Source organism: Halovenus aranensis (assembly GCF_900100385.1).
Classification (GTDB): Archaea; Halobacteriota; Halobacteria; order Halobacteriales; family Haloarculaceae; genus Halovenus; species Halovenus aranensis.
On record NZ_FNFC01000007.1, the window covers coordinates 97,619 to 124,061 of the forward strand.

Sequence of the window (26,443 nt, forward strand, 5' to 3'; positions counted from 1 at the left end):
TCACTGGTTCGTCGAGACGACCTCGACGACATCGCGGTGGTCGAGGACGGTATCGGCCCCGACCTGCCGGTCCGTGCGGCAGTCGATGGCGTGCAGGAAGCCGTCGCCGATATCCGAATGGAGGTGGTAGGCGAACTCCTCGGCGGTCGCGTCCTCGGGAAGCAGGAAACAGTCACGGAACGGTCCCTCCGACCAGTTGCCCGAGGCCGAGCCGGGGAAGACGGCCTTCAGCCCGAGCACGTCGAAGACGGCGGTTTCGAGCGCACGCTGGACGCCGGCACCGCCGAACTCCTCGACGAACGTCCGAATCTGTTCGAGGCCGGCCGCTTTCTCGTCGGGTAGCTCCGCCGTAATCTCGAAGCCGTCTTCTCCCGGCACGTACTCGATTGCGCCCTGTTCGTTCGCGTTTTTGAGCGCTTTCTCGGCGTGGGCCGAGACCGGAACGAAGTCGAGATGCTCGTAGTCGGGGTCGGTCGTAATCTCCTCCCAGTTGGCCTGTGCCTCGGGGGTGTCCATCTTGTTCGCCGCGATGACCATCGGCTTCGTCCGCTTGCGGATTGCACGGGCAAGCGTCTCCCTGGCGTCTGTCTCCCACGCCGTGGGCGTCACCTCGTACCCTTCCGTGAGGATGACCTGCTTGATTTCGGCCGCCGAGATGCCAAAGGCCGAGAGCTGTTCGGCGAGAATATCCTCCGGGTCGGGGTCCGAGAGCTGTTTGCTCTCGTAGCGCTCGATGCCCTTTTCGAGGATGTCGAGATACCACGCGTCGAGTTCGTCTTCGAGGAAGTCGATGTCTTCGCGAGGGTCGTGGCCCTCCGTGGTTTCGCCTTCGCTGTCAGTCGTCCCTGAGAAGTCGACGACGTGAATCAGGGCGTCCGTCTCGTTCAGGTCGGTGAGAAACTGGTTGCCGAGCCCTCTACCCTCGTGTGCCCCGGGGACGAGTCCGGCGATATCGACCAGCTTGATTGGGACGAACCGGCTCCCGTCCTTGCAGTCACCGACCGAGGGTTCACAGGTGTTGTCGAACTCCGGGGCGGCACACTCCGTCCGGACGTAGGCTTCGCCGATACTCGGGTCGATTGTGGTAAACGGGAACGCGCCTTCGGGCACGTCGTTCATCGTCGCAGCGTTGAACAGCGTCGACTTGCCGACCGACGGCTTGCCGACCAGACCGATGCGATAGCTCATTGTCGGAGTGAGTCGGCCGGTGCCTAAACGGGTTTCTTCACGACTCGTCTCTGTGGTGTGTGTGCGGTCGGCAAGGCTGTACTGTTATATCGCTGGCCGTCGATGTTCGGCCCGATGGACGATTCGGACGACCGCGTCTACTACGTCATCAGCGATCTTCACATCGGGGGTGACGAGCAGTTAGAGGAGATTCCGTTCCGCGAGGAGCTACTCGGCTTTCTCAAGCGCCTGGAGACGACCGACGAGGACGCCGAACTCGTGATTAACGGTGACGCCTTCGGGCTCTGGGAGTTCACCTCGCTTGAGGGCATCGAGAAGTTCGACGCGCTGGTCGAGGCCTACCCCGACCTGTTCGAGCAGTTGCGGGCGACCGGTGAGAACGTCGACGTGACCCTCCTGCCGGGCAACCACGACTACGAGCTGGCCGCCTACGACGAGTTCGTCGAACGGTTCGCGGCCTACAACGTCGACCTCGTCCAGGAGCCCTCGATTTCACGGCCGGTCGGTGACCGCGCGATTCACTTCGAACACGGCCACCAGCGGGACCCAAACAACCACATCGAGGACTGGGGCAACGCCCACGTCACCCCGCTTGGCTACTACTACACGACACAGGTCATCAGCCGGGCCGGCCAGCTCTCGGACCGCGGCAAATTCAACTGGCTGAAAGACGTACAGGCGGTTACGCCGACCGAGCGGATGCCCGTCTGGCTCATCTCGAAGTACTTCTACCGGGAGATGAACGCGCTGTTGCGGTACTCGCTGTTGCCGTTCCTGCTGTTGTTCAACATTAGCGCTTTGCTTGCGGTCCTCGCCGGGCTCGACATCGCGGGCATCTGGTCGGCCCCAGTCGAGCAGGTCCAGTCCGTCTTCCAGCTGTTCGGGCTCGCGGGGACCGCGGCCTGGGTGTTCCTCGGTGCGAACGTCGCCGTCGCCGGGCTCCTCTTGCTCGTCGCAGTGCCGCTGTATCTGCTCCGTCGCGATGTTCGCAAGACAGTCGACCGCTTTGGCGTCTTCGAGACCGCGCTCACTGTCGACGCCGAGTTGCCTTACGTCGACGCTGCCCGGGAGATATTCGACAGCGACCCTGGGACGGACATCTTCTGTTACGGCCACACCCACCGCCCGACGCTCCGGGAAATCGAGGGCGGCCTGCTGGTCAACAGCGGCACCTGGCTGAAACGGCTCCATCGCCGTGACGGCGTCGTCGGCGTGTTGCCGCCGGTGTTTTACCCGTCCTATCAGCTCGCTGCCGTCCGCATCGCCGCCGAATCCGATGGCGTGGCCGTCGAGTTCGAGGAAATCGAAAAACCGAGTCCCAGCCCCGAGGAGCTGACGCTCACGGAGCGGCTACTCACGCTCGGGCGAAAACCCGACCCCTCACTCCCCGACCGGGCGGTTCTCGAACCCTCGAAGGCGGCAGACCCGCCCACGGCCGACTGAGTTACGCGTTGTGTTCGTGTGCGGCGACCAGCGCTCCGGTGAGTACCGGCTCCTCGCAGGTCGCGAGCCGGAGGTCCGGCGCGTCGAGAAACGTCTGTTCGGGGAGTCGCTCGCGAATCGGCTCCAGTATCGTCTCGGGGTTGTTCCGTGCGATTGCGCCTCCGACGGCGACACACTCGGGCGCGACGGTCTGGACCAGAGTCGCAATGCCGAGGGTGTTCCAGTAGCCGACGCGTTCGACGACGAGGTCTGCCAGCGGGTCGCCCGCGGCGGCAAAGATGTCCGCCGCGGTGAACTCGGGAGCTGTCAGGTGCAACCTCGTCTCGACTGCCTCGGCTTCGTGGAGGTGGCGGGCGTAGCGCGGTAGGTTCGCGCCGCCACAGTACGCTTCCCAGTGGCCCTCACCGCCACAGCCACACGACATCGCGCCGGCCGGGTCGACGGGCAGGTGACCGACTTCGCCCGCGTTGTGACTGTCGCCGAGCAGCGGCGACCCATCGACAACGATACCGGCTCCGACTCCTGTCGAGAGGGTGAGATAGACAAGGTTCTCCGTCGTCGGGTCAGCGTGGGCTTCGGCGATGGCCCCACAGGTCGCGTCGTTGTACAGGACGACGGCGTCCGTTTCGAGCAGGGCACACAGCGGCCCGACGAGGTCGATGGTCTCGTCTGCGACGTTCGCGGGTCCGGCGACCGCCCCCCGTTTCTGGTCGAGCGGGCCGACCGAGCCGATACACGCCGCGGCGATGTCGGTCGGCGCGAGACCGGCCGCCCCACAGGTCCGGTCGACGAGGTCACAGAGCCGCTTTGTGACGCCCGTCTGTGGCGTCGGTGCCGTCGCGGTTGCGACCGGGTCAACGCCGTCGGTCGCGACCGCTGCCCCGAGTGTCGTGCCGCCGATATCGAGGCCGAGATAGCTCATTCCGAGCGCGGGCTGGCGTGGGTCTCGATGTACTCCCGCAACTGCTCGCCGTCGGCCTCGACACCCTGGCGGGCGAAAAAGGCCGCCACGTTCTCGCAGTCGCGGTCGAGGAAGTCGTCGCTGTTGGGATGATGGATCGTCACCGCCTGGCCAACGTCGATGACGACCAGCTCTGAGTCCTGGATGACGACGTTGTACTCGGAGAGGTCGCCGTGGACCATCCCTGCGTCGTAGAGTCTGGTCATGTACTCCCGGACGACCTCGTATGCCGTCTCGGGGTTTTCGATGTGGACCTCAGAGAGTCGCTTGGCCCGTCCCTCGGCGGTCCCGAGGTACTCCATCACGAGGACGTTACGCTCGACGGCGACGGGCTCGGGGACGCGCACGCCGGCTGCGAGCGCGCGGTCGAGGTTGGCAAACTCTTTGCGGACCCACCCGACGACGATTGCCTTCTTGTCGTTTGCCACCTGCTCGAAGCGCGGGTCGCCTTCGAGATACTCCCCCATCTCTCTGAAGTCAGAGGCGTTGATGCGGTAGATTTTGACTGCGACCTCGCGGTCGTCGGCAAGCGCCGAGTAGACGTTTGCCTCCTTGCCCGTCGAGATTGGGCCGCCGAAAGCGTCGATGTGACCGTCCTGGACCAGTTTGTAGAGGGCGCCGTAGGTTGCCTCGTCGAAGACAGAGTCCTCGACTTTGAACTGGTCTGCGTCCTTGATGCGGTCGCGAAACTGGCTGAATTTCCGGTCGCGCTTGCGGGCGATACGGTCGGCCTCGGTGTCAGAATAGTCGATCTCTTCCCACTCGTCGCCCGGTGACGCTGTCTCCTCGGTGTCGAGCAGGCTAAACTCCTCGTCCATCTGGAACCGGCTAACAGTGCGAGCCCTAAAAGTATGCGCTCTATTGGGCGACCGGCGTCTCTGGCTCGGTCGCGTCTTCGAGTATCTCTTCGAGGGTCATTTCCTCGCGTGGCTCGTCGTAGAGAAGTACGTCCAGGGGAAGCGTCGGCGCACCGTCGACGAGGCCTTCGAGCAAGACGAGGCGCTCGCGGGCCCGGGACATGCCGACGTAGAAGACACGCCGCTCGTTGTCCGTCATCGTCGGCACGGGACTGGTGTGTTTGGTAAACTCGACGTCGCCGGGAATCGGCTTTTCCTCCTGTTCGGCCGTGGCGGCCATCTGTTCGACGACCTTCTCGGTGAGGTCGGTGCCGACGAAGACGTGGTCGGCCTCGCGACCCTTCGCGGAGTGAATCGTGCCCAGCCGGACGCGGTCGTGGTCGGTGCCCTCGTAGGTGCTGTTGAAGTAGGCGTCGACGCTGCGTTCCTGGAACTGGGTCACCTTCCGGAGCATGTCGGCAGCAGCCGGCGGGTCAGGCGCGAACGGCGCGTGGTCCCGGATGACGTCTGGCTCGATATCGAGTTCGACGAGGTCGTCCACGTCGGCTTCTTCCTCGCGCTCGTCGAGCACCTCGAAGAGGTCGTCGCGCTCGCCGGTGCCAAACGCCGAGTCGGCGAGCATGTCCGCGAGTCGCCGGGCCTGCAGACAGTTAATCGGCTCGTCGTCGGCGAGCCGTTCGATGGCCTCGACGTACTGGCCAAGCCGGTCGGTCCACATCCGCTGGTCGGTCAGACACTGGAACGGAATCCCCTCGTCGATGAACTCGTCGATGAACTGGAACATCTGGTAGCGAGCCCTGAAGAGGACCATCACCGTCTCGTCGGTCTCCTCGACGGTGCGGACGACTTCGCGGGCGAGGTCGAGCATCGAGCGGTTGCGCAGTGCCTCGACGTTGCCGCCCTCTTTGCGGGGTTCGAGGTCTTTCTCCTGGCGTTTCTCGATGTGGTCGACCTCCTGGTTGACGGCGTGGAGAATCCGCGAGGGGAGCCGGTAGGAGTTTGGCAGGATAACGTCGTCGTCGACCCCCTCGTCGAGGAGGAGGTCGGGGTCTGCGCCCTGCCAGGCGTAGACGACCTGGTCGTCGTCGCCCGCAATCAGGACCCGTTCCATGTGGTGACGCCACTCCTCGTAGACGCCGTACTGGAGCGTGGTGATGTCCTGAAACTCGTCGATAACCAGATAGTCGACACTGGGCAGCAGCGAGCGCTGTCTGACTCGTTCCAGCATGTCGGCAAAGCCCACGAGGCCGTTGTTCCCCTTCCAGGAGCGCCAGGCTCGAATCGCCTCGGGAATGTCCAGCCTGTCGTCGTCGCTGGGCCAGGTCGGCGTGTACTTGTTGCCGGTCTGGGCGTTGTCGTCGATATCCGGCGGGAGGCGGACGTTCTCGTCGTCCCACTGGAAGGGAACGTCGTACCAGTCGCCCACGTCGCGGTCGGTGCGCTGGAGCCACTGGCTGGTCGCGATGACCTTGTTCCCGAGCGTCGTCGAGCGGGCCGACCGGCGGCGTGACCCCTCGTACTCGTCTTCGTACTCGATGCCGTAATCCTCACAGAACTCCTGTTTGTCCGATTCGCCCACGACATCGTTGCTGGAGAGGTTGAGCAGGTCGTAGGCTTTCGCGTGCATCGTACAGACGTTTCTTCGGAGCGCCCGCGGTGTCGTATCGAGTCGCTCTGCGAGCCGTTCGCGAATCTCCGCGGCGGCTGCACGAGTGTAGGAAACCACTAGCACGTCGCGAATCTCGACGTCGTTTTCGGACTCGAGGAGAGTTTCGACCCGGTCGAGAAGTGCGGTCGTCTTCCCGCTTCCCGGGCCGCCGAACAGACGTGTCACGTGAGTCGAGTCGGTCATTGCACATCTAATGGGTGCGGAGACTCATAAAAAGAACGAAACAACTGCACTCCTCACCGGTACAGCGACAGATACAGCATGCTGAAGCCGACTATGAATGGGACCGTCTCCGCGCCTTCGAGAAAGAGCAACACCAGTGCCTCGGCGTCAGAGCCGACCCGGGTGATGACGGTACTTACTGCGACACCCATACTGATGAATGCAAACCCCACAAAGGCAAACTGGAGGCGCTCTGTCTGCTGTTGTCGGTATGCCTGAAAGCTGATGAGTGTGATGCCGAGAGTCAGTCCGAAGACCAGCACACGCAACAGCGTCAACACCCCCCGCGCCAGTAGCTCGAAATCCACCATCGACTCTCGAATATACACGAACCGGTTTAATAAACGTGTCCGCTCTCGGTGGCCGGCTACTCGCTGCTGAGTTCCTCCCAGAGCTGGCTAAACCGGTCGGGAAGATTGTTCTCACGGTAGACACGGACCTGATACTCGTCGTCGTCGTTGAGCGTAACGACTGTACTCTCGAAGTTCGACTCGTAGACGTTGTACTCGTTGCCGTCCTCGGTGACACAGGTTCGGTCGGTGACGAGCGCGTGTTCCTCGAGCATCTCGATGCGACGGTACACCGTTGGCAGCGAGAGCTCACACTCCTCGGCGAGTTCTTTCGCCGACCGCGGCTCTCGGCTGATTGCCGCAAGCAGGTGCCGGGCGTGCTCGTCGCCGATTGTATCGAGTACGGCTTCGATGCGCTGGTCACTCACGAGCGTAGTATTGTGGTCCGCGCATGAATGTATTTTGGTAAGAACGGTCGAACCACCGGAAGCTAAGGTACGCGCTCTCGTAGCCACGCCTGATGTCAGGCATCGTCTTTTTCAGTACGGAACAGCGCGAGGCCGTCGTCGAATTCTACACCGAGACTGTCGGTGCGTCGGTCTGGCTCGAACAGCCCGACTGTACGATTCTCGACTACGACGGCTTCCGGTTTGGCTTCTGTCAACGCGAAACGACCGACGATTGTGGCATCCTCACCTTCGTCTTCGACGACAAAGCCGGCGTTGACGAGGCCCACGAAGCTGTCGGCGACGCCGCGACCGAAACGCCCCACGAAAACGAGACCTACGAGATTTACCAATTTTTCGCCGAAGACCCCGACGGACGGACCGCCGAGTTCCAGACGTTCCTCCACGACCTCCCCGAGAGTTAAGAACCGTCGGCGGGATACCACGCCCATGAGTGCGCTGACGATAGAGCGAACCGATGGTATCGCAACGGTCACCTTCGACAACCCGAGCCAGCGTAACGCGTTGGACCTCGCGGTCGCAAACGAGCTTGTCGACGCGGCGGCGACCCTCGGGAGCGACCCCGACGTGCGCTGTATCGTTCTCACACACACCGGCGACTTCTATGGCACGGGTGCCGACCTCACGCGACTCGACGGCGACGCGGGCGACGAGCCGGACATCCGGAAACTCGCGGGCCGTCTCCACGAGGCTATCGTCCAGTTCCATCAGGCACCGACGCCTGTGCTGGGCGGCATCGACGGCGTCGCGGCCGGCGCGAGCTTCGGCCTCGCGCTCGTCCCCGACTTGCTCGTACTCAGCGAGGATGCCCGCCTCGAGTTTGCCTATCCCCGCATCGGGCTGACCGGCGACGGCGGCTCGACGTTTTTCCTCCCGCGGCTCGTCGGCCTGCGGACGGCCAAGGAAATCGTCCTGCTCGATGAACCTATCACGCCCGAGCGCGCCGTCGACCTCGGACTGGCTACCGAAGCTGTGCCGACAGAAGCGTTCGAGGAGCGTCTCGACGACCTCGCCACACAACTCGCCGAGGGGCCGACGGCCGCGCTCGGTGAGGCCTCCCGGTTGCTGACCGAGAGCTTCGACCGCGGTATCGAGGCCCAACTGGCCGCTGAAACCGACACAATCGGCAGGGCGACTCGAACCGACGACTACGAGCGCGGTCACGCGGCCTTTTTCGGCGACGACGACCCCGAGTTTACCGGCCAGTGAGTCCCTCGCTGGCTATCGGCACATATAATAGAATTGGTGTGTTATACTACGTTGTTCAACCGGTCCGGGAGTCGACATATCTTCACCGCGCCGCGTGGCCGGGACGAGGACAGCCGTGGACGAGAATCACCGCCCTACACTGTACGAAGCGCTCGTCGAGGAGGCCACAGAGCCGTTGTTCGCGCTCGACGAATCCGGCGCCATCGACGTCGTCAACGACGCGTTCGTCGACCTGTCGGGATACGAACGCGAGACGCTTCGCGGCGACAAACTGGCCACGTTCGTCCACGAGGACGACAGGGGGGGAGTGGGAGCGTCGGCTGGAGATTCTCCGCAACGACGAGACGACGGCCACCGAGAGCTGGGAGAGCCGTCTGCGGACGCGAAACCGGACGGCCGTCGACGTAGAGTGGCGGTGTTCGGTCGTCGCAGGCGACCGCGTCGTCGGCGCCGCCAGCGACCTCCGGGGCGGCGAACAACTCCAACAGCGGCTCCGTATCCTGAACCGGGCGCTCAGGCACAACATCCGTAACAAGATGAACGTCATCATCGCCCGGGCGGAGACACTCCAGAACACCGAGGACGAGGCCTGTCGCACCGCGGCAACGAAAGTCGTCGAGAGCGGAAAAAGCGTCATCAACCTCAGCGACAAGGCACGGAAAGCCCAGCAACACCTCGATATCCCGGCCGACGAGGACTGCAATCAGGACCTCGTCACGGAGACAGAGCTCGTCCGCCAGCGAACTGCAATCACCTACCCCGACGCGACCGTCGAGACGGCCTTGCCCGAGCGTGCTCGTGCGGTTGCGCCGCCGTCGTACACCGTTGCGCTGACCGAACTGGTCGAGAACGGCGTCGTCCACCACCCCTCCGGCAACGGCCCGGTCACTGTCCGCATCGAGACAGACGAGTCACAGGTCGTCGTGGCTGTCGAAGACGAGTGCGAGCCGATTCCAGAACAGGTCCGCGAGACGATAACGGCTGGGAGCGAACAGCCACTCCAGCACAGTGACGGGCTCGGACTGTGGCTGGTGCGCTGGATTGTCGAGCCCGTCGGTGGGGCCCTCTCCTTCGACCGTCGGGCCGACGAGGCCGGCAACGTCGTCACGCTCGCGTTCGACAGGCTACAGGAGTAACGGCTACTGGTACATCTCGGCGTCGGTCTCTTCATCGGGACCGCCGAAGATGATGTCGGCGCTCTCCTCGGAGAGGTCGGGAAGGATGTTCTCGTCCTCGACACGGCTGATTTCGTCGATATTGCCCGCCAGAACCTTCAACGCGTCCTGTGGGTTCGGATAGACCATCATGTAGCCGTTCTCACCCATCGTGATGAGTTGGGTGTCTGAGACGGCGACCTGGTCGCCCTGTATTGTGGCCGCGACCGCGGGAAGTGCTGCCGGGCGGCCGTCGTCGCTCTGGTCTTCCGAGACCATCCGGATGTGCACGTCGTCGAAATCCGTCCGTTCGAGGTGGTCGCGGATGACCCGCGCACAGGCGACGAGGTCTCTCGTCACCGCCGTCTTGTGCTCGTTTTCGTGTTCCCCTTCGAAACAGTGTTTACAGACCCGAAGCTCGATTCTCATTGCTACAGTGTAAGAAACGAGCGTGAAAGAGGGTTTCCGTTCGCGGCCACTGGAGATGTTCGAGTCAACCCTCAAGAGCCTCCGGGCGAAACGTCCGACGCGGCGAGACCCCTATCTATGACCGACATCACAGCTCTCGACGACCTCGACGGACAGCCCCACGTGAACGTGTTTCCGGGCGCCGAACCGAAGACGGTCCGACTGTCGCTCGAAGCAGGCGAAACGGTCCCCGAACACACACATCCCGGCCGCGATATCGTCCTGTACGTCGTCGACGGCGAGATCGAACTCGCGCTCGAGGAAGACACACACGAACTGACCGGCGGTGAGGTTGCGCGGTTTGCTGGCGACCAGGACATTTCGCCGACGGCCACGTCCGAGAGCACCGCGCTCATCGTCCTGGCACCTGCTGTCGAGGAGTAACTGCCAGGCGGCCGATACCGCCGAACGTATTCGGGGTAGCTCTGAGGGAACGCCGGCCACAACGACAGCCCACAGAGAACCAATGTACGCCGATACTATCGACACCGACGAGCGGCCGTTCGTTCTCATCTGGGAGGTGACACAGGCGTGTGACCTGGCCTGTAAACACTGTCGTGCGGAGGCAGAGCCACGGCGCCATCCCGACGAGCTAACGACCGCGGAAGGCAAGGCGCTCTTGGAGGAGGCCGCGGCGTTCGGGGACGGCCAGCTTGTCGTTCTCTCGGGAGGCGACCCGCTTGCTCGCGGGGACGTTCCCGAACTCGTCGAGTACGGCACCGACCTGGGGCTACGGATGACGATGACACCCAGCGGGACGAACTCGCTCACCGCAGACCGGATTCAGGCACTCGCTGATGCCGGCCTCCGGCGGATGGCCGTCAGCATCGACGGGGCGTCGGCGGTCTCCCACGACGAGTTCCGACAGGAAACCGGGAGCTTCCAGCAGACAATCGAGGCCGCGCGACACGCCAAGAGAGCGGGGCTTCCGCTCCAGATAAACACGACAGTCTGCCGGGACACCGTCGAGGAGCTGCCGGCGATTCGCGACCTGGTCGCGGACCTGGGTGCGGTCCTCTGGTCGGTGTTCTTTCTGGTCCCAGTCGGGCGTGGGGCGGTTCTGGACCCGATTTCGCCCGAGCACGCCGAGCGCGTGATGGCGTGGCTGTGTTCGGTCCAGTCCGACGCCCCCTTCGGCATCAAGACGACCGAAGCACCACACTACCGACGGGTGGCACTTCAGGAGCAGACAGACAGCGAGTCGCCCGGGCCAGCCTCCGACGGTATCGGTCGGCGGACGGGTATCACCGCCGGCGACGGGTTCGCCTTTGTCAGCCACACCGGAGAGCTGTTCCCGTCTGGCTTTCTCCCCGAATCGGCCGGCAGCGTCCGCCAGGAGAGTCTCGTCGACCTCTACCGGAACTCCGCGCTCTTCGAGGGGCTTCGTGACCCCGACGCGCTCCAGGGGAAATGCGGGGCCTGTCCGTACCGGAACGTCTGTGGCGGCAGCCGCTCGCGGGCGTATGCCAACACGAACGACCCGCTCGAAAGCGACCCGCTCTGTGCGTTCGTTCCCGACGGATACGATGGCCCGCTTCCGGCGTCGTGGGAGAACAGCGCTGTCGGCGACTAGAGGCCGACGCCGGCGACGATAGCGACCTGCAAGAGGCCGGCACAGACGAGCAACACGCCCGCCGCTTTCGACAGCGTCCCCGCATGTCCCGAAAACCGCGAGAGGACGCGTTCTTGCCCGAGTGCGGTCATGACCGTCGTCGCGACCATCAGAGCCGCGAAACTCCCGGCGTAGGCCCCCAACACCAGCGCAGTGCCGACCGGTGAGAAATCGACGGAGACGAGGCTGACCGAGAGAAACAGCGGCAACACACAGGCCGTCGCCGCGAGTGCGTACATCGCGCCAAAGACCCCGAAGCCGAGCAGCGTCTCCTGGCGCTCGGGGAGGGTGACGGTCAACGAGAACGCGCCCTTGTAGACGACGAGGACGCCGAAGACGACGAGCAACGCGCCGACGAGGTACTCGAACACCGGGAGGAATCGTTCGAGCACCTCGCCGGCCGCGAACGCGACCGCCGACAGGACTGTGAAGGTCCCGAGCGCGCCGAGACTGGCCGTACCACCGCGGGCGAGTGCACCCGAGAGCGGGGCCGACTCGGCGTCGACATTCGCGACGTAGTAGCCGACGTACCCGGGCAACAGCGCGTAGACACACGGCGAAAAAAACGTCACGACTCCCGCGCCCAGTGCGAACGTCGCCGTGCCGTACAGCGTGCCAGACATTGGACTCACTCCGTGCGTGCGTTCCCGATGGCCGTCGTCAGTGTCGCCGCGTCTGTTCGACCGCGGTGGCGCCACGCGATACGGTTCTCGGCGTCGAAGACCACCGTGTAGGGGACGCCTTTGGCATCGAGGCGCTGTGTGAGGGTGAGGTCGGTATCAGCCCCGAGCGTCCAGGCTCCCTGGTGGTCGGCCCACCACGCCGACACGTCTTCCCGGGTAACGGTCTCGCCAAGGGGTTCGTTGGTCACTGAGACGAACTGGACCTCCCTGCCGAGGCGCTGGTGGGCCGTCGCCATCTCGGACATCATCGACTCACAGACGCCACACCACGTGGCGAATAGTTCGAGGACCGTGACCCGACCGCGTTCTGGCACCGTGACAGCTCCGTCACTGCTACCGGGGGCGTCGATGGTCTCCAGCTGTAGTGACTCGAAACTAGACCCGTCCGACCCGGTGTTGTTGAACGCGAGCGCCGCACCTCCGCCGAGGACCGCGAGACTGCCGACGCCGGCGATGACTTCGCGCCGCTTCATCGCTACCACCCCTCGATGACCGCTCTGGCGTCTGTTCTAGCCTCGCTGGCCCCGGGCGGGCCGCCGTTGTAGGCGCGCTCGACGAAGCCGTCCTTGTTGACCAGCAGGACGACCGAGGCGTGCTGGAACATCGTCGCCTCGGTGTCGCCGCCGTGGCCTCCCTCGCCCGACTCGAAGGCGACGCCGAAGGTGTCCTCGACGACCCGCTTTGCCGCCTCGGGCGTCTCCGGCCTGAGGAAATACCAGTTGTCGGCGTCGTCGTTGACGCCCATCTCCTCGCCGTAGGTCCGGAGGCGCTCGGGGGTGTCCTGTTTCGGGTCGAACGTCGTCGGCAGAAAGGCGATTTCGTCGGCGTACTCCTGCTCGACGGAGTCGGCCTGGACCTGCCGGAGCGACGCGGTCAGCCCCGGACAGACCGTCCGACAGCTCGTGTAGATAAACGTCATCATCACGTGGCGCTCGCCGACGAACTCCCGCGTCGAGACAGTTCTGTCGTGTAACGGCGCAGGTACCGACACGTCCGGAATCTGCTCGCCGTAGGTTGGATACGGAATATCGAGGTCTTTCCGGCGGTCGTAGTTTTCCGGGGGGTCTAACACCACGTCGTCGTTGCCGCTCTCGCCGCCGACGAAGGTGTCAACACAGCCCGCCGCTGCCGTGGCAACCGCTGTTGTGCCTGCGGCCAGTAGCGTCCGTCTGTCGACTCGCTTGATTGGCATGGGAAATCACTCCGGACCGTCTTCGAGGACCGGTCTGGTCTGTTCGTTGAACTGTGCGAGCGCGTTGGCGACCTGTGAGGGGAGGTCGGGCTGTGGCTCGGCCAGCGCCGGCTCGTCGGCCGGCTCCGGCCAGCCGACGACGACGCGGCCGACGTTGCCGGCAATCTCGTGTGAGACACACACCTGCTGGGTGTCGACGTAGTCGTAGACGCCCTCGGTCTCGAAGGTGTGTGTGTAGCTCGACCCGGGACCGGTCATGAGGTCACTGCCCCAGGCCGCCGCCTGCGGGGTCGTTCGGTGTGGCGGGTGATTGTCCTCGTGGTAGCCGGTCACGTTGTGTCTGCCGGTTTCGACGACCCACTCGACCCTCGTGCCGGGGCTGACGTGGACCACCTGTGGCTTGAACTCCGGGAACGGCCGCGAGGTGACTTTCACCGTGAACGTCTCCGCGGGGACGCCGAGCTCGCCGGCGTTTTCGGGTGGCTCGTCGTCACTCTCGCCGCCGGCGAACCCGCCCACACAGCCCGCGAGCGCGGCGGCGGCCACGCCACCGGTCACGCGAAGTGCGTCACGACGGGAGAGTTGTGGTGTCATAGTTGGTCTTGTCTCCGCGGGTGCGTCCTCAGGGCTCGGGGTTGAAGATGTCGGGCTCTTCTTCGCCTTCGACCTGGATGACGCCCAGCATTCCCTTGTTGACGACCCGCGAGAGCGCGTGGTCGACCAGCTTGATTGGGCCGGGCACCGGGGTGTCGATTTCGGCGATTGCGACGCTGCCGGGGACGACCGGCGCGGTCTCGACGAACCGGTCGGGGTCGGACACCACGTCGCCGTCGCGGTAGAACGTCTCCCAGACGTTGCCGATGCCGTGCCAGGAGCTGGTGAGGTTCGGGCCGCCGTTCGAGTGGAAGATGCGAATCCGCTCGCCCTTGTCGACGGTCACGGGACCGTAGCCGTTGCCGGTGAAGGCGTAGGCCTCGCCGTTGAGACAGACGTAGGTCGGCTCCTCGTTTTTCATCGCGTCGAAGTCGAACTTGTGGTGACCCTCCTTGCCGGCCGCGGCTTTCGTGTAGATCTCGTGTTGGCCGAAGTAGAGCTCGCGGTCGACCTCGGGGAGACCGTCCTCTGGCTCGACCAGGATTGCGCCGAACATGCCGGAGCTGATGTGCTGGTCCATGTTCGGGACCGCACAGTGGTAGACGAACGAGCCCGGGTACATCGCTTTGAACTCGATGGTGGCGCTCTCGCCGGGTGCGACCGTGGTGTCGTCTGCCCCGCCGCCGGGGCCGTACACCGCGTGGAAGTCGACGTTGTGAGGCATCGAGTTCGACTCGTCGTTGGTCAGCGTCAGCCTGACCGTGTCACCGCGACGAACCCGAATCATCGGTCCCGGAATCCGCCCGTCGAAGGTCATGTAATCGAAGGTGACCCCGGGCTCGATTTCGGCCGTCTCCTCGGTCGTCGTCATCTCGATTTCGTGGTGACGCGGCTCGTCCCAGTCGACCGGGTCCGGAAGCTCTCTCGGGTCTGCCGCGATTCTGTCCGTGTCCGTCTCCGCCGCGTTGTCGAGTGAGTCTTGCATATCTGTAGGAGTTTCCTGGGGTTTGTCATCGGTGTCATCGCTGCTCGAAAGCGGGCCCGTACAGCCCGCGAGCGTGGCCACACCCCCGGCGCCGAGCGCCGAGAGGAACGGGCGTCGTCTCGTGGAGGTTGGTTCGGACATTAGCTGTCACCTTACACCTGTACATTTAATACACAAGCATATGAAGCGTAGAGTCTATTCTTGTCCGCCGAGAGCCGTTCTCGGGCGCTGAGATACGGTCTCAATTTCCCCTCATACGCAGGGCCATTAATAAGTAACCGGCCGGCGTTTGCTCCCAGAGCGATGTATTCGAACACAGTTTGGAAGGAATGAATACATCTCGACGGACGGGCGGCTGGCGCAGTCGTCTTCGAGCGATGCGCTGATTGTCGACGGACTGGCCGAACAAGTTCGGCCACAGACATTCGTCGGTACCGGGAAAACGGCGAACAATGAGTACGTGTAGCCTCTGTGACCTCCCGACGCCGACTCCGCCCGTGACCGAGGCGGGGGTCGAGGGGACGTTCTGTTGTCGCGGCTGTCTGGAGGTCGCACGGTCGCTAGACGAACTCCCGGATTCGAGCACGGACGTGCGCGCGGACACAGAAACCGACACACCCGACGTGCCCGCGGACGCCGAGACGGCCTACTTCGCCGTCGACGGCATGCACTGTACCACCTGTGAGGCGTTTCTCTCCTTGCGCGGCGACGAGACCGAAGGAGTCTACGGCGTCGAGGCGAACTACGGGCTCGAAACCGCGCGCGTGTTCTACGACCCGGAGCAGGTGTCGGCGGCGGCCCTGCCCGAGACACTCTCGGGCCGTGGCTACCAGTTCCGACAGCCCGACGAGGGCAGCGGCGCGGCGATGCGGAGCCGTCAGCGCGACACGGCACAGCGGCTGGTCGTCGGCGGCTTCCTCTCGATGCTGGTGATGCCGTGGTATTTCGTCTATCTCTATCCGAGCTACGTCGGCATCGAGACGGGGATTCTGGACGTGGACGCGACGACGGCGGCGACGCTCTATGTCCCGATGGTTATTATCGCCTTCGCGACAGCCGGCGTCCTATTGTATACTGGCGGCCCTGTCCTCAGGGGCGCGTGGGTGAGCATCACGACACGACAACTCAACATGGACTTACTGGTTGCAGTCGCCGCCTGCGCCGCCTTTGCTTACAGCACCGTGGCGCTTGCCACCGGCAGTATCCACCTCTATTACGACGTGAGCGTGGCTATCGTGATGATTGTGACACTCGGACGCTACTACGAGGGCTCGGTCCGCTCGCAGGCGACCGCTCGCCTCACCGACCTCACGGCCGCACGCACGAGCGAGGCGACTCGCCTCACCGACGACGGCCGCGAGACCGTCGACATCGACAGCCTGACAGCGGGCGACGAGGTCGTCGTTGCGCCGGGCGAGCGGGTTCCCGTCGACGGCACTGTCAGTGAGGGTGTCGCCGACGTAGACGAATCGGTGGTGACCGGCGAGCCGATGCCGGTCACGAAAGCGCCCGATGACGAGGTGGTCGGCGGCTCTGTCGTCACCGACGACGCGCTCGTCGTCGCAGTCGGGCCGGCCGTCGAGAGCACGGCCGAACGGATTACGACGGCGCTGTGGGAGATACAGAGCGCCACGCCGGGCATCCAGCGCCTTGCCGACGCGATTGCGACAGTATTCGTTCCGCTCGTCCTCGTCCTCGGTACGGCGGTCACGCTCTGGCAGCTTGCTGGGGGAAGCTCTGTTGCGAGCGCGATGCTGTCCGGGCTGGTGGTGCTCGTGGTCTCGTGTCCGTGTGCGATGGGGCTGGCGACGCCGCTTGCGGTCTCGGCCGGGCTGCGAGACGGGCTCGAACGGGGTGTCATAATCGCCAACGAATCTGTGTTCGAGGTCGCGCCCGCGGTCGATACCCTCGTCTTCGACAAGACGGGGACGCTCACGACCGGCGAAATGACCGTCCGAGAGCTCGCCGGCGACGACCGGACGCTACGGTACGCTGCGGCGGTCGAACGCCTCGCCAGCCACCCGGTCGCGGACGCGATTCTCGACGCCGCGAGCGAGGACGAGGTGGGGATGACCGACGGCGGCACGGCGGTCGCCGCGGGGCTCCCCGGCGTAGACGGGTTCACGCGTCACCCCGGCGACGGCGTCTCCGGGACCGTCCAGGGACGCGAGGTCGTCGTCGGCACTCCCGAGTTCGTCGCCGACCGCGTCGGGCCGGTCGCGAATCTCCAGAACGAAATCGACGCGGCCGAGCGCTCGGGACACCTGCCGGTCGTCGTCGGCTGGGAGGGACAAGCCCGAGGGGTCATCGCAGTCGGCGACAGCGCCCGTGAGGAGTGGGAGCGCGCACTCGAAACGTTCGACGACCACGAGATAGCGGTGCTGACCGGCGACGAGGGACCCGGAGCCCGGCGGTTCCGCGAGCATCCAGCCGTCGATAGCGTCTTCGCCGGCGTCCCGCCCGACGGGAAAGTCGAGACGGTGCGCCGGCTGTCGGCGTCGGGAACTACCGTGATGGTCGGCGACGGAACCAACGACGCGCCGGCCTTGGCGGCCGCCGACCTCGGGGTTGCGATGGGGGACGGAACCGCTCGGGCCATCGAGGCGGCCGACGTCGTCGTCACCGACAACGACCTCACGGCCGTCGAGACGGTGTTTGCGTTCGTGCGCGGGACCCGGCGGCGCATCCGCGAGAACCTTGCCTGGGCCTTTGTCTACAACGCCGTGGCGATTCCGCTCGCGGTCTCTGGCCTGTTGAACCCGCTGTTTGCGGCGGTCGCCATGGCCGCGAGCAGTCTCATCGTCGTGTCGAACTCCAGACGGGCCGTCCTCTGACTCCCTGACGTACATATTCGGGAGAACAGTTTTACGGCCCTCAGGCGAGGGACACGTACATGATAGACACCACGCCGTCGGGACCGGATATCGACCCGGAGCCGACGAAGGCGGACCTCCGTGCCGTCGTCGAGGACCTGCAGGCAGAGGGACTCTGTGGGCGACGCATCGCCGAACACCGCCTCGGACCGCATTTCATCACCAGCCCGGTGCACGGACAGCGCGAAATCGACCTGCTCGACGAGGTCATCGAGGAGGTGTACGCGGAGACCGACCTCTGTGTCGAGACCCGCCAGTCCGAATGCAGTCGCCTTCGGGGCGGCTGTAATGGACAGCGGTAGTGTCTGATAAGTCTGCTCGACGTGCTCCGAGATGACCAGAGCACATCGAGACGTGGACAGGTCTGCAAGCAGCAGGCCTACGCGTTCGATACCGCACAACCGCCGACCACCCTGTCACATCCAGTCTTTTATCTCTGAATCGTACGTATCCGTCACTCTCTGGCGCGCTCGTTCGATTTTCATTCCGGCGAGGCCGCCCAGCAGGGCCGTAATACACATCAGACCCAGCACCGCTACTACCTGCAAGACTCCGGTGTCAAGCCACAGGAATGCGGTGACAAGACCGGTAATGAGCACGAGCGCCAAGCCGATTCCCAGTATCGCTCCTGCTATTTCGAACCCACCGAACAACAGTCCCAGTCCACCGAATTCGAGCACATCTTCGAGGTCCATTCCTGTTTGATAATTGGATATTTGAACATTTGAAAGTTGCCCCGTCGCCCGACGAGCCCGTGTCGTTACCGTGCGCTCACAACACGCTTAATTCCTCTCAGTAATAAAAACCAATCGGACTGTGCGTGCTACTACGGGTCGCCGACCTGCTGGACGAGTCGCTGGAGGCGGTTGCCGTCGGCGTCGCGAAACTCGACGATGAACTGCCGGCCGCTTCGCGTCTCGGTGAGGTCCTCGCGGGCGACGCTGAACCGGAACGGCGGTCCCTCGACGCGTTCGAGGGTCTGGTCGTCGGCAAGCACGACGACGTGGTCGACTCCCTGCGGGTCGACGATTTCACACGTGATGCTGTCACCGTCCTCACAGACGAGTTCGCCGCCGACGGCTGGGCCACTGTCACCCCCCGTAGAGGGCGAGAATTCGAGCATCATCACACCCGGCGCGAACGTCGCGAGTGCGATGATACACACCGCGAAGATAGTCAGGTTGATTTTCCCCGAGTTCCGCGAGAAGGCTCGGCCGACGGTCGTCTCCGCGTTCCGGCGGAGCCGAATCGTGAGCGGGACCAGCACCATGTGAGTAAACGGTCCCCAGACGATGAGCAGGAAGCCGTACGCCATCAGGTACAGCACCGGCCGCCATCCTGTCACCGAATGGACCGCGGAACCGCCGGCCCAGACGCCGATGCCGAGAAAGAGCAACGCGCCGCTTTTGAGCCAGCGCCAGATTGGCGTATTGGCGTAGTAGACGCTGAGCAGGTCTCGCCAAGACTGCTGTACGTAGCCGCGAGCCGTCGCGATGAGTGTTGCGTGTATCATGGGGCTGTTCGTCGAACCTGGGTCATCGTCAGGCTCCAATCGACCACAGCTGGGTGAGCAGGAACCAATTCAACACGTACAGCGTGACAAACGCCGCCATGAAGACGAGACAGAGGGTGAACGTCCCGCGCATCTCGACGGCATGCACGGAGTCAGACCCGCCGTCGGGGACGAGTCCACCCTGGGGGAGCAAGGCCTGTGCGTCCGACTCGGTCGTCCGCGAGCCGCCAAGCAGTGACCCGACCGCGACGAGCACGAACACTGCGCCCACGATGATAGCGAGCAGCGTCATCGGACCGAGAATCAGGAACAACGGCTCCGCGGCCGAGAGGCTGAACTCCGACCCGATGATGTTGCTGACGACCTGTGAGGTCCGGCGTGGCACACCGTAGAGAATGCCGATGTAGACCATCAACAGCGAGGCCAGCCCCATCGCCGCCGCGTAGCCATACGGGACCAGCAGCGCGAGCCTATCGGAGATGAAGTTGCGCTGGAACATGGTCTTGATGACGAAAAACACCAGTCCCATAAAGGCGAGTGTCGTCCCGAGCGCGACCGTCGCGTGGAAGTGGCCGACCGTCGCGTAGGTGTTGTGCCAGGTCATGTTCAGCTGCATCTGTCCCATCAGGACACCGGTGATTCCGCCGAGAAAGCCAAACAGGATGATGCTGAAAATCGTCGAGGCGAAGATGGGGTTCTTCCAGGGCGCGGAGGTGAGCCAGCCGAACAGGCCGCCGCCCAGCCCGCGCTGTCTGCGTCCGGCTTCGAGCCCCGCCGGGATGGCGAAGGCGTGAATCATGCTGGCAAACGCCGCGCCGTAGAAGGCATACGACGTGTTGAAGATGCGCCAGCCAGCCGAGAGCCCGGGGTCGACCATGAGGTGGTGTGCGGCCCCGAGGTTGATGAAAAACAGATACATAATAAAGGCGGTCCGGGAGACTTTCTCGCTCGCGACGACCGCGCCGCCGACGACGTGGGTCAGGAAGTACCAGACCGTGATCATCGCCAGGAGATTGATTTGCTGGCTGCCGTGGCCGATAATCCAGTACAGTTGGCGGTAGATGCCGGCGTTGATGGTGTCGATGATGCCGGCCTGCCAGATGAAAGCGTAGCTGAACGCCGCAATCCCGCCCAGAATCGCCTGGACAGCGATGACAAAGGTGACGAACGCGCCGAAGGCGACCAGCGGGAGCGTCCCGTTCCAGTCCTCCCGCTTTTGTTGGATGATGCTTACGAGAAACGGCAACGCGGCGACAGTTGCGCCGAGCAAAAAGAGGATAGCACCGCCGTAGAAGCCAAGCGGGACATCGAGCGGGACGTAGGCCGTCAGCAACGGCGCGTCGGAGCCGCCGCTGAGCGTCCAGATGAAGTAGTTGACTGCCAGTGCGCCAGCGACCATAATCCCCCAGCCGGCCTTGGCGACTTTCGTCAGCGGCAGGCGGCGACCCAACACGATGGGGCCGCCGACGTACAACACCGCAATCTCCATGAAAACCATCCAGAAGATGAGGAGGTTCCAGGCGTGCATGCTGAGGTGGCGGTAGTACCCCTCGAACTCGCCGATGAGGCCGACAACCTCCCAGCGGGTCATCGCCACCGAGAAGGCGAACAGGCCGCCGACGATCATCGCGATAACAGCTGTCAGCCCGAACAGTTTGACGTGTACCTCCGCCGAGCGGTGGATGTTCAGCCCCGTCACCGAACAGGTCCGGAAGCCGTCCTCGTCGTAGTCGTTCTCGAAGAGTCTCGTGATTGTTGCTAGCATTGTCACTCACCCGTCACCGTCTCGTACTCCGCGGGGTCGACCACGTAGAACGTGCCATGCATCGAGGCGTGGCCCTGCCCACAGAACTCGTTGCAAATGACCTGATAGGTCCCGGGCTCGTCGAAGCTCATCGGAACGACCCACTCCGTCCCGGGGAACACCTGCAGGTTTATCTGTTGGCTCAGGCTCTCTTCGGGCCGAACCGAGAAGCCGTGCTGGACATCGGCCGAACTGAGGTGGATATCGTACTCCGTCCCCGCTTCGAGGACCACCGGGAGTCCGCCCCAGCTGAACCGTCGCGGGAAGACATACACCGACTTGCTCGGCGGGACCAGTACGTCCTGTCGTTCCTCCTCAGTCGGCGCTCGACTCTCTTCGATTGCCGCGGTTGAGGTCGTCTCCGCGTTTTCCTCGTAGGTGTCGACCGTCGCGGCGTAGGCCTCCGGTTCCACGTCGTAGGTCTCGCCGATGGGGTTCTGGTCGCCGAACCTGGTAAACCCGCTCATCCAGGCGAAGATGCCGAGCGACCACGCGCCGGCGATGCCCAGCCAGATTGTCTCGCGTCTGTTTACCGCCCTGTCCCACCAGTTACCGTCCGGGGGGTCGAGTGGACTTGTCATATGTTATTACCTCGCTGGTACCGACATGATATCGAGCAGTCCCCACCCGACGTACACCAGAAAGAAGAACACGAGCGACGCGACTGCGAGCAGGAAAATGCGATTGTACAACCATTGCATCGTCGGTATCTCGTCTGCACTCATGTGATGCTCACGTCCGCCGATACTCAACTGACTCCCGTGGATATTGCCGCGTACATGTTCGGCTCCAGCTGGAGGTTTATGTACCGGGTGGTGTTCTACCCGCCATATTGTTTGCTCTCATCATGGGCGAACATATTCGGCACTACAGTCCTGTACGTCGCCAGTCAACAGCCACGTATGACTTACGATGGTCTCGAACGGCGTTCAGGTGGCGGCAGTGCCGACGCAGTCAACACCGCTACGTGTGACACGTGCTGATGAGTGGGACTCACATCGAACAGTGGACCGACGACAGCGTCCCCGGTGGTGAAGGTGCTACCTAAATGGGCCGTAGCCCGCTTGAGGACACAGCTCAGCCGGATCTGGAGCCCGTCCTCGAAGGACTGTACGACGAAGACTGTCGAACCATACTCACGAATCTCACGGAACCAATGACCGCAAACGAAATCGCTGAAACGACCGATATCCCGCTGTCGACCACGTACCGAAAACTCGACGTGCTGACGGCGGCTGGACTCGTTGCCGAGGGCGTCGAGATGCGAGCCGACGGCCAACATGTCAGCCAGTACGCACTCTCGTTCGACAGCGTCAGTATCGAGCTGTCTGAGGAGGGAGAGTTCGTCGTCGAACTCGATGAGGACCCCCAGAGCGCCGACGAGCGGCTCGCGACGCTGTGGTCTGCCGTTCGGGAGGAAACATGACTCCGATGACAGTGACCTCCGTGATAATCGGGCTCAAAGTACTTTCCCTCCTGCTCGGTGGCCTAATCACCTATCTGACGTTCAAGGCCTTCCGTACGACGCAGTTCAGGTCACTCGAAGCACTCTCGGTTGGCTTTGGCATCATCACTGCTGGCACATTCCTCGCCGGCGTCGTCGACCAGGTCTTCGACGCTGGCTTCCGGATGGGACAACTCGTCGAGAGCGTGCTCGTCACGGCTGGCTTTCTCGTTATCGTCTACTCACTGTACACGACGCGGCCGTGAATCGGTCACTCGCTTTGGCCACCGTCCATCTCGAAAAGCCACAACGCTACCTCGCCCACCGCGGGGTCGTCTGTCTGTTCGAGCGCTTCGATGGGAGCGGCCGTGAGCCGTCGCGTGAGCCGGTGTGAGAGCGCCGAGAGGACCAGCGCCTGTCGCCTGTCGGTGCCTATCGAGCTGACGGCTTGTTCGAGTGCGTCTCGACGAACGTGCGAGCGGCGGCGACGTATCGCCTCTACTGCGGCCTCCGTAGGGTCGTCTTCGCTGGTGTGTGCGGCGTCAGTGCTCATCGTTCCCAGATTACCGTGACAACCGCATCGTCGGCTTCGACAGTCTCGTAGGCGTACCCCCTGTCGTCTAGTTTCGGGTAGAGGTTCTGTGGAGCCCTGTCGTTCAACTGGACGAGGATTCTTTCCTCCAGTTCGGTAAGCCGTTCGAGCGTCTTCGAAAGCGGTTTTGGCGGGCCGAGCTGGCGCACGTCGAGTTCTTCGCGTCGTTGCTCCGGTGCGTCTGTCTCCTCGACGATGTGGTCGGTCTCTACCGGCATGCGGGTCGCTTGTACTCGCCTGAACTGGGGGCTGTCGGCGAACATCTTCGGCCGACGGTCGTTACTGGGCTTTCCCGACGAGGGCCCGGAACTCGCCGGGTGATTTCTGTCGGTACTCCCAGGTGAACTCGGGGCCCTCCTCGGCGTCGAACCGGTGATAGAGGGGTTTGGGGTCGTGGTCGTTGATGAGAACGAACCCCTCACCGGCGTCTAGTTCGTCAAACGTCTCCAGGAGGACCTCGTGACGGCGTTGTGGTCTCAGGTCTCTGACATCGACGGCACCGAGCCCATCACGTTCGCCACAGGTCCGTATCTGGAGGCGTCGCGGCTCGGCGTCGGGCTCGGCATACGTCCAGTCGAGGGCCTCGCTGCGCTCGATTTGATACCGTGCTAGGTGTGGGTCGATATCTCGGTCGGCGACAACCGTCAGCCTGTCACCAACGTCACGCGCTGAGAGGGCGTTGAATATCGCCTCGCGGTACTCGCCGTCGCGTTCTCGCAGGTCCAGGTCTGTCATGTAGTCGTCCTGTGACTCGTACCGGAATAACCGCTGTGTCGAAGGTGTTCCTGTATCTAGCCAGAGGCTGGTTCGTGTTCGGTGACGGGGCGGTCACCAGACCGCTTCGAGACGCTTGTCACTGGCGTAGGCGAATACGTTCGCCCGAACTCTGAGGAGGGACTGGACCGTTTCACTGGGTATGGGATTCCCGTCACCGTTCGGTGGGTCGACTGATGACGACCTCTTCGACGAGGCCGACGAGTTCGTTCCAGAACACGTCCCCGAACCGGGTTGGTTCCTGGAGGGACAGACCGTCCTCACGGGCGAGGACCACCTGGCATTCCACGAGACGACGAGCGACATCTTCGACGAACGCGGCGTCTACGACATGACGTTCGGGTACAACCTCGCGCGCCTGAACCATGACACCCGTCACCCCGACGCCGGGTACCGGTACGCCGAGGAGGCAGACGACGCCGCGGTCCTCCGCGCCGAGTTCACGCCGACGACGCCGTTTTGCCCGCAGAGCGACACACTCACGAAAGGCGCCTTTCGCGCCTGGAACGAACTGAGCGACCGACACGACTACGACCGCGTTCGAGTGCGGGTCGCCGAGACACACCACCAGAGCGACGACATCAACGCTGCGCTCGAATCGCTCGAAGCCACGTACCGCGAAACTGGGTCGGTGGCACCTGCTACAGACCAGGCGTCCGACCTCGGCACGGGACCCGCCTACACAGACGACACCGAGACGACCGGCCGCGGAGACGCCCCTGACGCGCCGTTTTAGGAGCGCTGTTCGGCTCGGTCCTCGCCATCAGCGCGCCGTGGCGTCAGCGACCCGAGGACGATTTGGTCGAGCGTGTGGGGACTGTGACGCCGGACGACAAGCAGTAGATTCGCCAGCACGGCACAGAGCCCGAGTATCAGCAGGACACCGCCGAGGCCGACGAGCCACTGTGGTCCGCCGACGAGTGACGTTCCGGCAAGCAGTGCCGTCCCGCTCAGTGTGAGGGCGAAATCAGCGGCCGCCACCCGGTCGTCGTAGAGGTCGTCTATCATCGGCACGTCCTCGAAGCCGAGCAGGTCGCTGTAGCGATGCACCCAGACGACGAACGGGACGACGTGATACAGCGTCCCGAGTACAATGAACCCGACGAACCCGACGACGAGGAGGTGTGCGGCCCCCTCCGCGCCGAAAAGACGTGTGGGGTCAGTTGGGTCCCTGACCCACTCCGGGAGCGAAACCAGCGCCCAGAGTGTAAGCGCCAGCACACCGACCGCATACCGCCTGTGCATCGGCGTCACCTCGACCTGCGTCTCGACGAGCTTCCGACCGAGGACGGTCGCGACCGCGAGTGCGGCGACGAGAAGCAGGACTGCACCGAGGCGGGCGACGAAGAGCCAATCGAGAAGCCGTCCTGCGGCGAGGAGAACGACACCGACGGGATGGCCGACTTCCTCGGCCGTCTGGAGGTGATGGTCGACGTCGTGGAGGGCGGTCTGGGTGAACATCGTCCCGAGCTGGTACAACGCGCCGTATATCGTGGTGAGGACCGCACCGAACACCGCGAGCGTCACGTGGGCACCGCGGACGCCGCCGTGTGTCACGGGAAGCCCCGACAGCACGCCGCGGTCGAGGTTCACCGCGAGCGCGAGCCCGAGAACAGTGAGCAACAGAAAACAGCAAAGCGCGAACAGGAAGTGGCCCTCGGTTACGTCGTACCCGTCGACGGTCGTGAGCGTCCGGCCGATGTTGTAGACGAACACCCAGAATCCTGCGAGCAACACGCCGCCGAACGCGACCAGCCACGGGAGTGCGCTCGTGAGAAACGCGACCGCGAACCCGGCGAGGCCGACGGTCACCAGCCCGAGTTGCACGCTCGCGAGCGTCCGGGAGTGCAAATCGGTTCCCGACCAGACGGGGACGAACTGCGTCATCGCGCCCATAATCGTGAGACAGACCCAGCCGGCGAGCAGGAGATGGACGTGAGCCAACCGACCGAGGCCGGGGACGGCATCGACAGTCCACGCGACGCCGACACCGACGCCCGCAAACAGGAATCCCAGCGCGACGAAGAAGTGTCGCAGCGGCACTGTCATCGGCGGCTGCTGGGCCGTATCGAGAGTTCCCGGAATCGCGCTCATACGACAGCGTACCCGTTCCACTCACCTCCCGCTGCTCCCGAACATATTCCCACCCGTCGCCGACTCACGCCCGCGAAATCTCGACGTGCCACTCGGCGTCGGCCACGTGCGCCGTCTCGTGTTCGAACCCGCGGTCTGAGAGCACATCGTACAGCGGCACCGGCTCGAAGCTGTTGACGAGCAACAGCGTCTCGTCGGGGCCCAGCTCGTCGAGTGCTGTGCTGATGTGGCCGAACGGTTCTCCCTCGATGTCGCGCGCGTCGAGTACGCGGTCGCAGTCGGTGTCGATAGCGGACATATCTGTTTGAGTCGTCGCCATCTGGATGAGCGTTCTCCCGAGTATGTTCGAACCGGC

General features: G+C 63.9%; 34 protein-coding genes. 12 read left to right on the plus strand and 22 right to left on the minus strand.

The window, feature by feature from the left end; translation table 11 throughout:
* Nucleotides 1-1,188, minus strand: coding sequence for a redox-regulated ATPase YchF (locus tag BLR34_RS08570; protein WP_092702003.1), 1,188 nt, complete (start codon nt 1,186-1,188; stop codon nt 1-3).
* Nucleotides 1,189-1,302: 114 nt separating this feature from the next.
* On the opposite strand from BLR34_RS08570, the gene BLR34_RS08575 reads away from it, so the two are divergent.
* Nucleotides 1,303-2,631, plus strand: a complete 1,329-nt coding sequence (locus BLR34_RS08575) for a metallophosphoesterase (RefSeq protein ID WP_092702005.1) — start codon at nt 1,303-1,305, stop codon at nt 2,629-2,631.
* 1 nt (nt 2,632) lies between these two features.
* On the opposite strand, the gene BLR34_RS08580 is transcribed toward BLR34_RS08575, so the two are convergent.
* The 5 genes from BLR34_RS08580 to BLR34_RS08600 are packed head-to-tail and all read right to left on the minus strand — an operon-like array spanning nt 2,633 to nt 7,058.
* The gene (locus BLR34_RS08580; RefSeq protein ID WP_092702007.1) at nt 2,633-3,553 is read right to left on the minus strand and encodes an ROK family protein; all 921 of its coding nucleotides are present in this window, start codon (nt 3,551-3,553) and stop codon (nt 2,633-2,635) included.
* A complete protein-coding gene (gene rio1 / locus BLR34_RS08585) occupies nt 3,550-4,410 on the minus strand; it encodes a serine/threonine-protein kinase Rio1 (protein WP_092702009.1) in 861 nt (286 codons plus the stop codon). Before rio1 ends, BLR34_RS08580 begins: the two co-directional genes overlap by 4 nt.
* A 40-nt stretch (nt 4,411-4,450) precedes the next feature.
* Nucleotides 4,451-6,301, minus strand: a complete 1,851-nt coding sequence (locus BLR34_RS08590) for a UvrD-helicase domain-containing protein (RefSeq protein ID WP_092702011.1) — start codon at nt 6,299-6,301, stop codon at nt 4,451-4,453.
* Nucleotides 6,302-6,354: 53 nt separating this feature from the next.
* Complete coding sequence (locus BLR34_RS08595; protein ID WP_092702013.1) at nt 6,355-6,651, minus strand: DUF7521 family protein; 297 nt, start codon at nt 6,649-6,651, stop codon at nt 6,355-6,357.
* A 56-nt stretch (nt 6,652-6,707) separates the two neighbouring features.
* Nucleotides 6,708-7,058: an ArsR/SmtB family transcription factor gene (locus BLR34_RS08600; RefSeq protein ID WP_092702015.1), complete on the minus strand. Its 351-nt coding sequence runs from the start codon at nt 7,056-7,058 to the stop codon at nt 6,708-6,710.
* A 92-nt stretch (nt 7,059-7,150) separates the two neighbouring features.
* Between BLR34_RS08600 and BLR34_RS08605 the strand changes: the two genes are divergently transcribed.
* From BLR34_RS08605 to BLR34_RS17590, 4 genes are all read left to right on the plus strand, one after another.
* Complete coding sequence (locus BLR34_RS08605) at nt 7,151-7,501, plus strand: VOC family protein (RefSeq protein WP_092702017.1); 351 nt, start codon at nt 7,151-7,153, stop codon at nt 7,499-7,501.
* A gap of 25 nt (nt 7,502-7,526) precedes the next feature.
* Nucleotides 7,527-8,306: an enoyl-CoA hydratase/isomerase family protein gene (locus tag BLR34_RS08610; protein ID WP_092702019.1), complete on the plus strand. Its 780-nt coding sequence runs from the start codon at nt 7,527-7,529 to the stop codon at nt 8,304-8,306.
* A gap of 115 nt (nt 8,307-8,421) precedes the next feature.
* Nucleotides 8,422-8,838 (plus strand): PAS domain S-box protein, encoded by a 417-nt coding sequence (locus BLR34_RS17585; RefSeq protein WP_176765274.1) that lies wholly within the window; start codon nt 8,422-8,424, stop codon nt 8,836-8,838.
* Between the two features lie 4 nt (nt 8,839-8,842).
* On the plus strand, nt 8,843-9,442 hold the full coding sequence (locus BLR34_RS17590; protein WP_092702023.1) for a sensor histidine kinase: 600 nt from the start codon (nt 8,843-8,845) through the stop codon (nt 9,440-9,442).
* 3 nt (nt 9,443-9,445) lie between these two features.
* On the opposite strand, the gene BLR34_RS08625 is transcribed toward BLR34_RS17590, so the two are convergent.
* Entirely contained in the window at nt 9,446-9,889 is a 444-nt protein-coding gene (locus BLR34_RS08625) for a hypothetical protein (RefSeq protein WP_092702025.1), read from the minus strand.
* 117 nt (nt 9,890-10,006) lie between these two features.
* Between BLR34_RS08625 and BLR34_RS08630 the strand changes: the two genes are divergently transcribed.
* Nucleotides 10,007-10,312, plus strand: coding sequence for a cupin domain-containing protein (locus BLR34_RS08630; protein ID WP_092702027.1), 306 nt, complete (start codon nt 10,007-10,009; stop codon nt 10,310-10,312).
* 82 nt (nt 10,313-10,394) lie between these two features.
* Complete coding sequence (locus tag BLR34_RS08635; RefSeq protein ID WP_092702029.1) at nt 10,395-11,501, plus strand: TIGR04053 family radical SAM/SPASM domain-containing protein; 1,107 nt, start codon at nt 10,395-10,397, stop codon at nt 11,499-11,501.
* On the opposite strand, the gene BLR34_RS08640 is transcribed toward BLR34_RS08635, so the two are convergent.
* The 5 genes from BLR34_RS08640 to nirK are packed head-to-tail and all read right to left on the minus strand — an operon-like array spanning nt 11,498 to nt 15,135.
* Nucleotides 11,498-12,163, minus strand: coding sequence for a cytochrome c biogenesis CcdA family protein (locus BLR34_RS08640; protein WP_092702031.1), 666 nt, complete (start codon nt 12,161-12,163; stop codon nt 11,498-11,500). The two genes, BLR34_RS08635 and BLR34_RS08640, sit on opposite strands and share 4 nt — an antisense overlap.
* A 5-nt stretch (nt 12,164-12,168) precedes the next feature.
* Nucleotides 12,169-12,696, minus strand: coding sequence for a TlpA family protein disulfide reductase (locus BLR34_RS08645; RefSeq protein ID WP_092702033.1), 528 nt, complete (start codon nt 12,694-12,696; stop codon nt 12,169-12,171).
* Nucleotides 12,697-12,698: 2 nt separating this feature from the next.
* Nucleotides 12,699-13,415 carry an SCO family protein gene (locus BLR34_RS08650; RefSeq protein WP_092702035.1) on the minus strand — a complete coding sequence of 239 codons (717 nt, stop codon included), beginning with the start codon at nt 13,413-13,415 and terminating at the stop codon, nt 12,699-12,701.
* 6 nt (nt 13,416-13,421) lie between these two features.
* Nucleotides 13,422-14,009 carry a plastocyanin/azurin family copper-binding protein gene (locus tag BLR34_RS08655; RefSeq protein ID WP_092702037.1) on the minus strand — a complete coding sequence of 196 codons (588 nt, stop codon included), beginning with the start codon at nt 14,007-14,009 and terminating at the stop codon, nt 13,422-13,424.
* A gap of 28 nt (nt 14,010-14,037) precedes the next feature.
* Complete coding sequence (nirK, locus tag BLR34_RS08660) at nt 14,038-15,135, minus strand: copper-containing nitrite reductase (protein ID WP_092702039.1); 1,098 nt, start codon at nt 15,133-15,135, stop codon at nt 14,038-14,040.
* Between the two features lie 311 nt (nt 15,136-15,446).
* On the opposite strand from nirK, the gene BLR34_RS08665 reads away from it, so the two are divergent.
* Complete coding sequence (locus BLR34_RS08665) at nt 15,447-17,828, plus strand: heavy metal translocating P-type ATPase (RefSeq protein ID WP_092702041.1); 2,382 nt, start codon at nt 15,447-15,449, stop codon at nt 17,826-17,828.
* A 59-nt stretch (nt 17,829-17,887) separates the two neighbouring features.
* A complete protein-coding gene (locus BLR34_RS08670) occupies nt 17,888-18,169 on the plus strand; it encodes a hypothetical protein (protein WP_092702043.1) in 282 nt (93 codons plus the stop codon).
* 114 nt (nt 18,170-18,283) lie between these two features.
* On the opposite strand, the gene BLR34_RS08675 is transcribed toward BLR34_RS08670, so the two are convergent.
* The 5 genes from BLR34_RS08675 to BLR34_RS16950 form a co-directional block, all read right to left on the minus strand.
* The gene (locus tag BLR34_RS08675) at nt 18,284-18,562 is read right to left on the minus strand and encodes a hypothetical protein (protein ID WP_092702045.1); all 279 of its coding nucleotides are present in this window, start codon (nt 18,560-18,562) and stop codon (nt 18,284-18,286) included.
* Between the two features lie 131 nt (nt 18,563-18,693).
* The gene (locus BLR34_RS08680; RefSeq protein ID WP_092702047.1) at nt 18,694-19,380 is read right to left on the minus strand and encodes a hypothetical protein; all 687 of its coding nucleotides are present in this window, start codon (nt 19,378-19,380) and stop codon (nt 18,694-18,696) included.
* 28 nt (nt 19,381-19,408) lie between these two features.
* Complete coding sequence (locus BLR34_RS08685) at nt 19,409-21,145, minus strand: cytochrome c oxidase subunit I (protein ID WP_092702049.1); 1,737 nt, start codon at nt 21,143-21,145, stop codon at nt 19,409-19,411.
* 2 nt (nt 21,146-21,147) lie between these two features.
* Nucleotides 21,148-21,765, minus strand: a complete 618-nt coding sequence (locus BLR34_RS08690) for a cupredoxin domain-containing protein (protein ID WP_092702051.1) — start codon at nt 21,763-21,765, stop codon at nt 21,148-21,150.
* Between the two features lie 6 nt (nt 21,766-21,771).
* Nucleotides 21,772-21,909: a hypothetical protein gene (locus BLR34_RS16950; RefSeq protein ID WP_176765272.1), complete on the minus strand. Its 138-nt coding sequence runs from the start codon at nt 21,907-21,909 to the stop codon at nt 21,772-21,774.
* Between the two features lie 323 nt (nt 21,910-22,232).
* Here BLR34_RS16950 and BLR34_RS08695 point away from each other — a divergent pair, with 323 nt between their 5' ends.
* Nucleotides 22,233-22,610, plus strand: coding sequence for a winged helix-turn-helix domain-containing protein (locus BLR34_RS08695; protein WP_092702053.1), 378 nt, complete (start codon nt 22,233-22,235; stop codon nt 22,608-22,610).
* The gene (locus tag BLR34_RS08700) at nt 22,607-22,894 is read left to right on the plus strand and encodes a DUF7521 family protein (protein WP_092702055.1); all 288 of its coding nucleotides are present in this window, start codon (nt 22,607-22,609) and stop codon (nt 22,892-22,894) included. The genes BLR34_RS08695 and BLR34_RS08700 overlap by 4 nt, the downstream gene beginning before the upstream one ends.
* A gap of 5 nt (nt 22,895-22,899) precedes the next feature.
* Here the strand turns inward: BLR34_RS08700 and BLR34_RS08705 are convergent, their stop codons facing one another.
* The 3 genes from BLR34_RS08705 to BLR34_RS08715 form a co-directional block, all read right to left on the minus strand.
* Entirely contained in the window at nt 22,900-23,181 is a 282-nt protein-coding gene (locus BLR34_RS08705; protein WP_092702057.1) for a hypothetical protein, read from the minus strand.
* Nucleotides 23,178-23,438: a DUF2249 domain-containing protein gene (locus BLR34_RS08710; RefSeq protein WP_092702194.1), complete on the minus strand. Its 261-nt coding sequence runs from the start codon at nt 23,436-23,438 to the stop codon at nt 23,178-23,180. Before BLR34_RS08710 ends, BLR34_RS08705 begins: the two co-directional genes overlap by 4 nt.
* Before the next feature lie 61 nt (nt 23,439-23,499).
* The gene (locus BLR34_RS08715) at nt 23,500-23,955 is read right to left on the minus strand and encodes a DUF2249 domain-containing protein (RefSeq protein WP_092702059.1); all 456 of its coding nucleotides are present in this window, start codon (nt 23,953-23,955) and stop codon (nt 23,500-23,502) included.
* Between the two features lie 181 nt (nt 23,956-24,136).
* On the opposite strand from BLR34_RS08715, the gene BLR34_RS08720 reads away from it, so the two are divergent.
* Entirely contained in the window at nt 24,137-24,730 is a 594-nt protein-coding gene (locus tag BLR34_RS08720) for a DUF7998 family protein (RefSeq protein WP_245683199.1), read from the plus strand.
* On the opposite strand, the gene BLR34_RS08725 is transcribed toward BLR34_RS08720, so the two are convergent.
* Nucleotides 24,727-26,088 (minus strand): hypothetical protein, encoded by a 1,362-nt coding sequence (locus BLR34_RS08725; RefSeq protein WP_092702061.1) that lies wholly within the window; start codon nt 26,086-26,088, stop codon nt 24,727-24,729. The two genes, BLR34_RS08720 and BLR34_RS08725, sit on opposite strands and share 4 nt — an antisense overlap.
* Before the next feature lie 64 nt (nt 26,089-26,152).
* Nucleotides 26,153-26,386: a DUF2249 domain-containing protein gene (locus tag BLR34_RS08730; protein ID WP_092702196.1), complete on the minus strand. Its 234-nt coding sequence runs from the start codon at nt 26,384-26,386 to the stop codon at nt 26,153-26,155.
* Nucleotides 26,387-26,443: the final 57 nt, after the last annotated feature.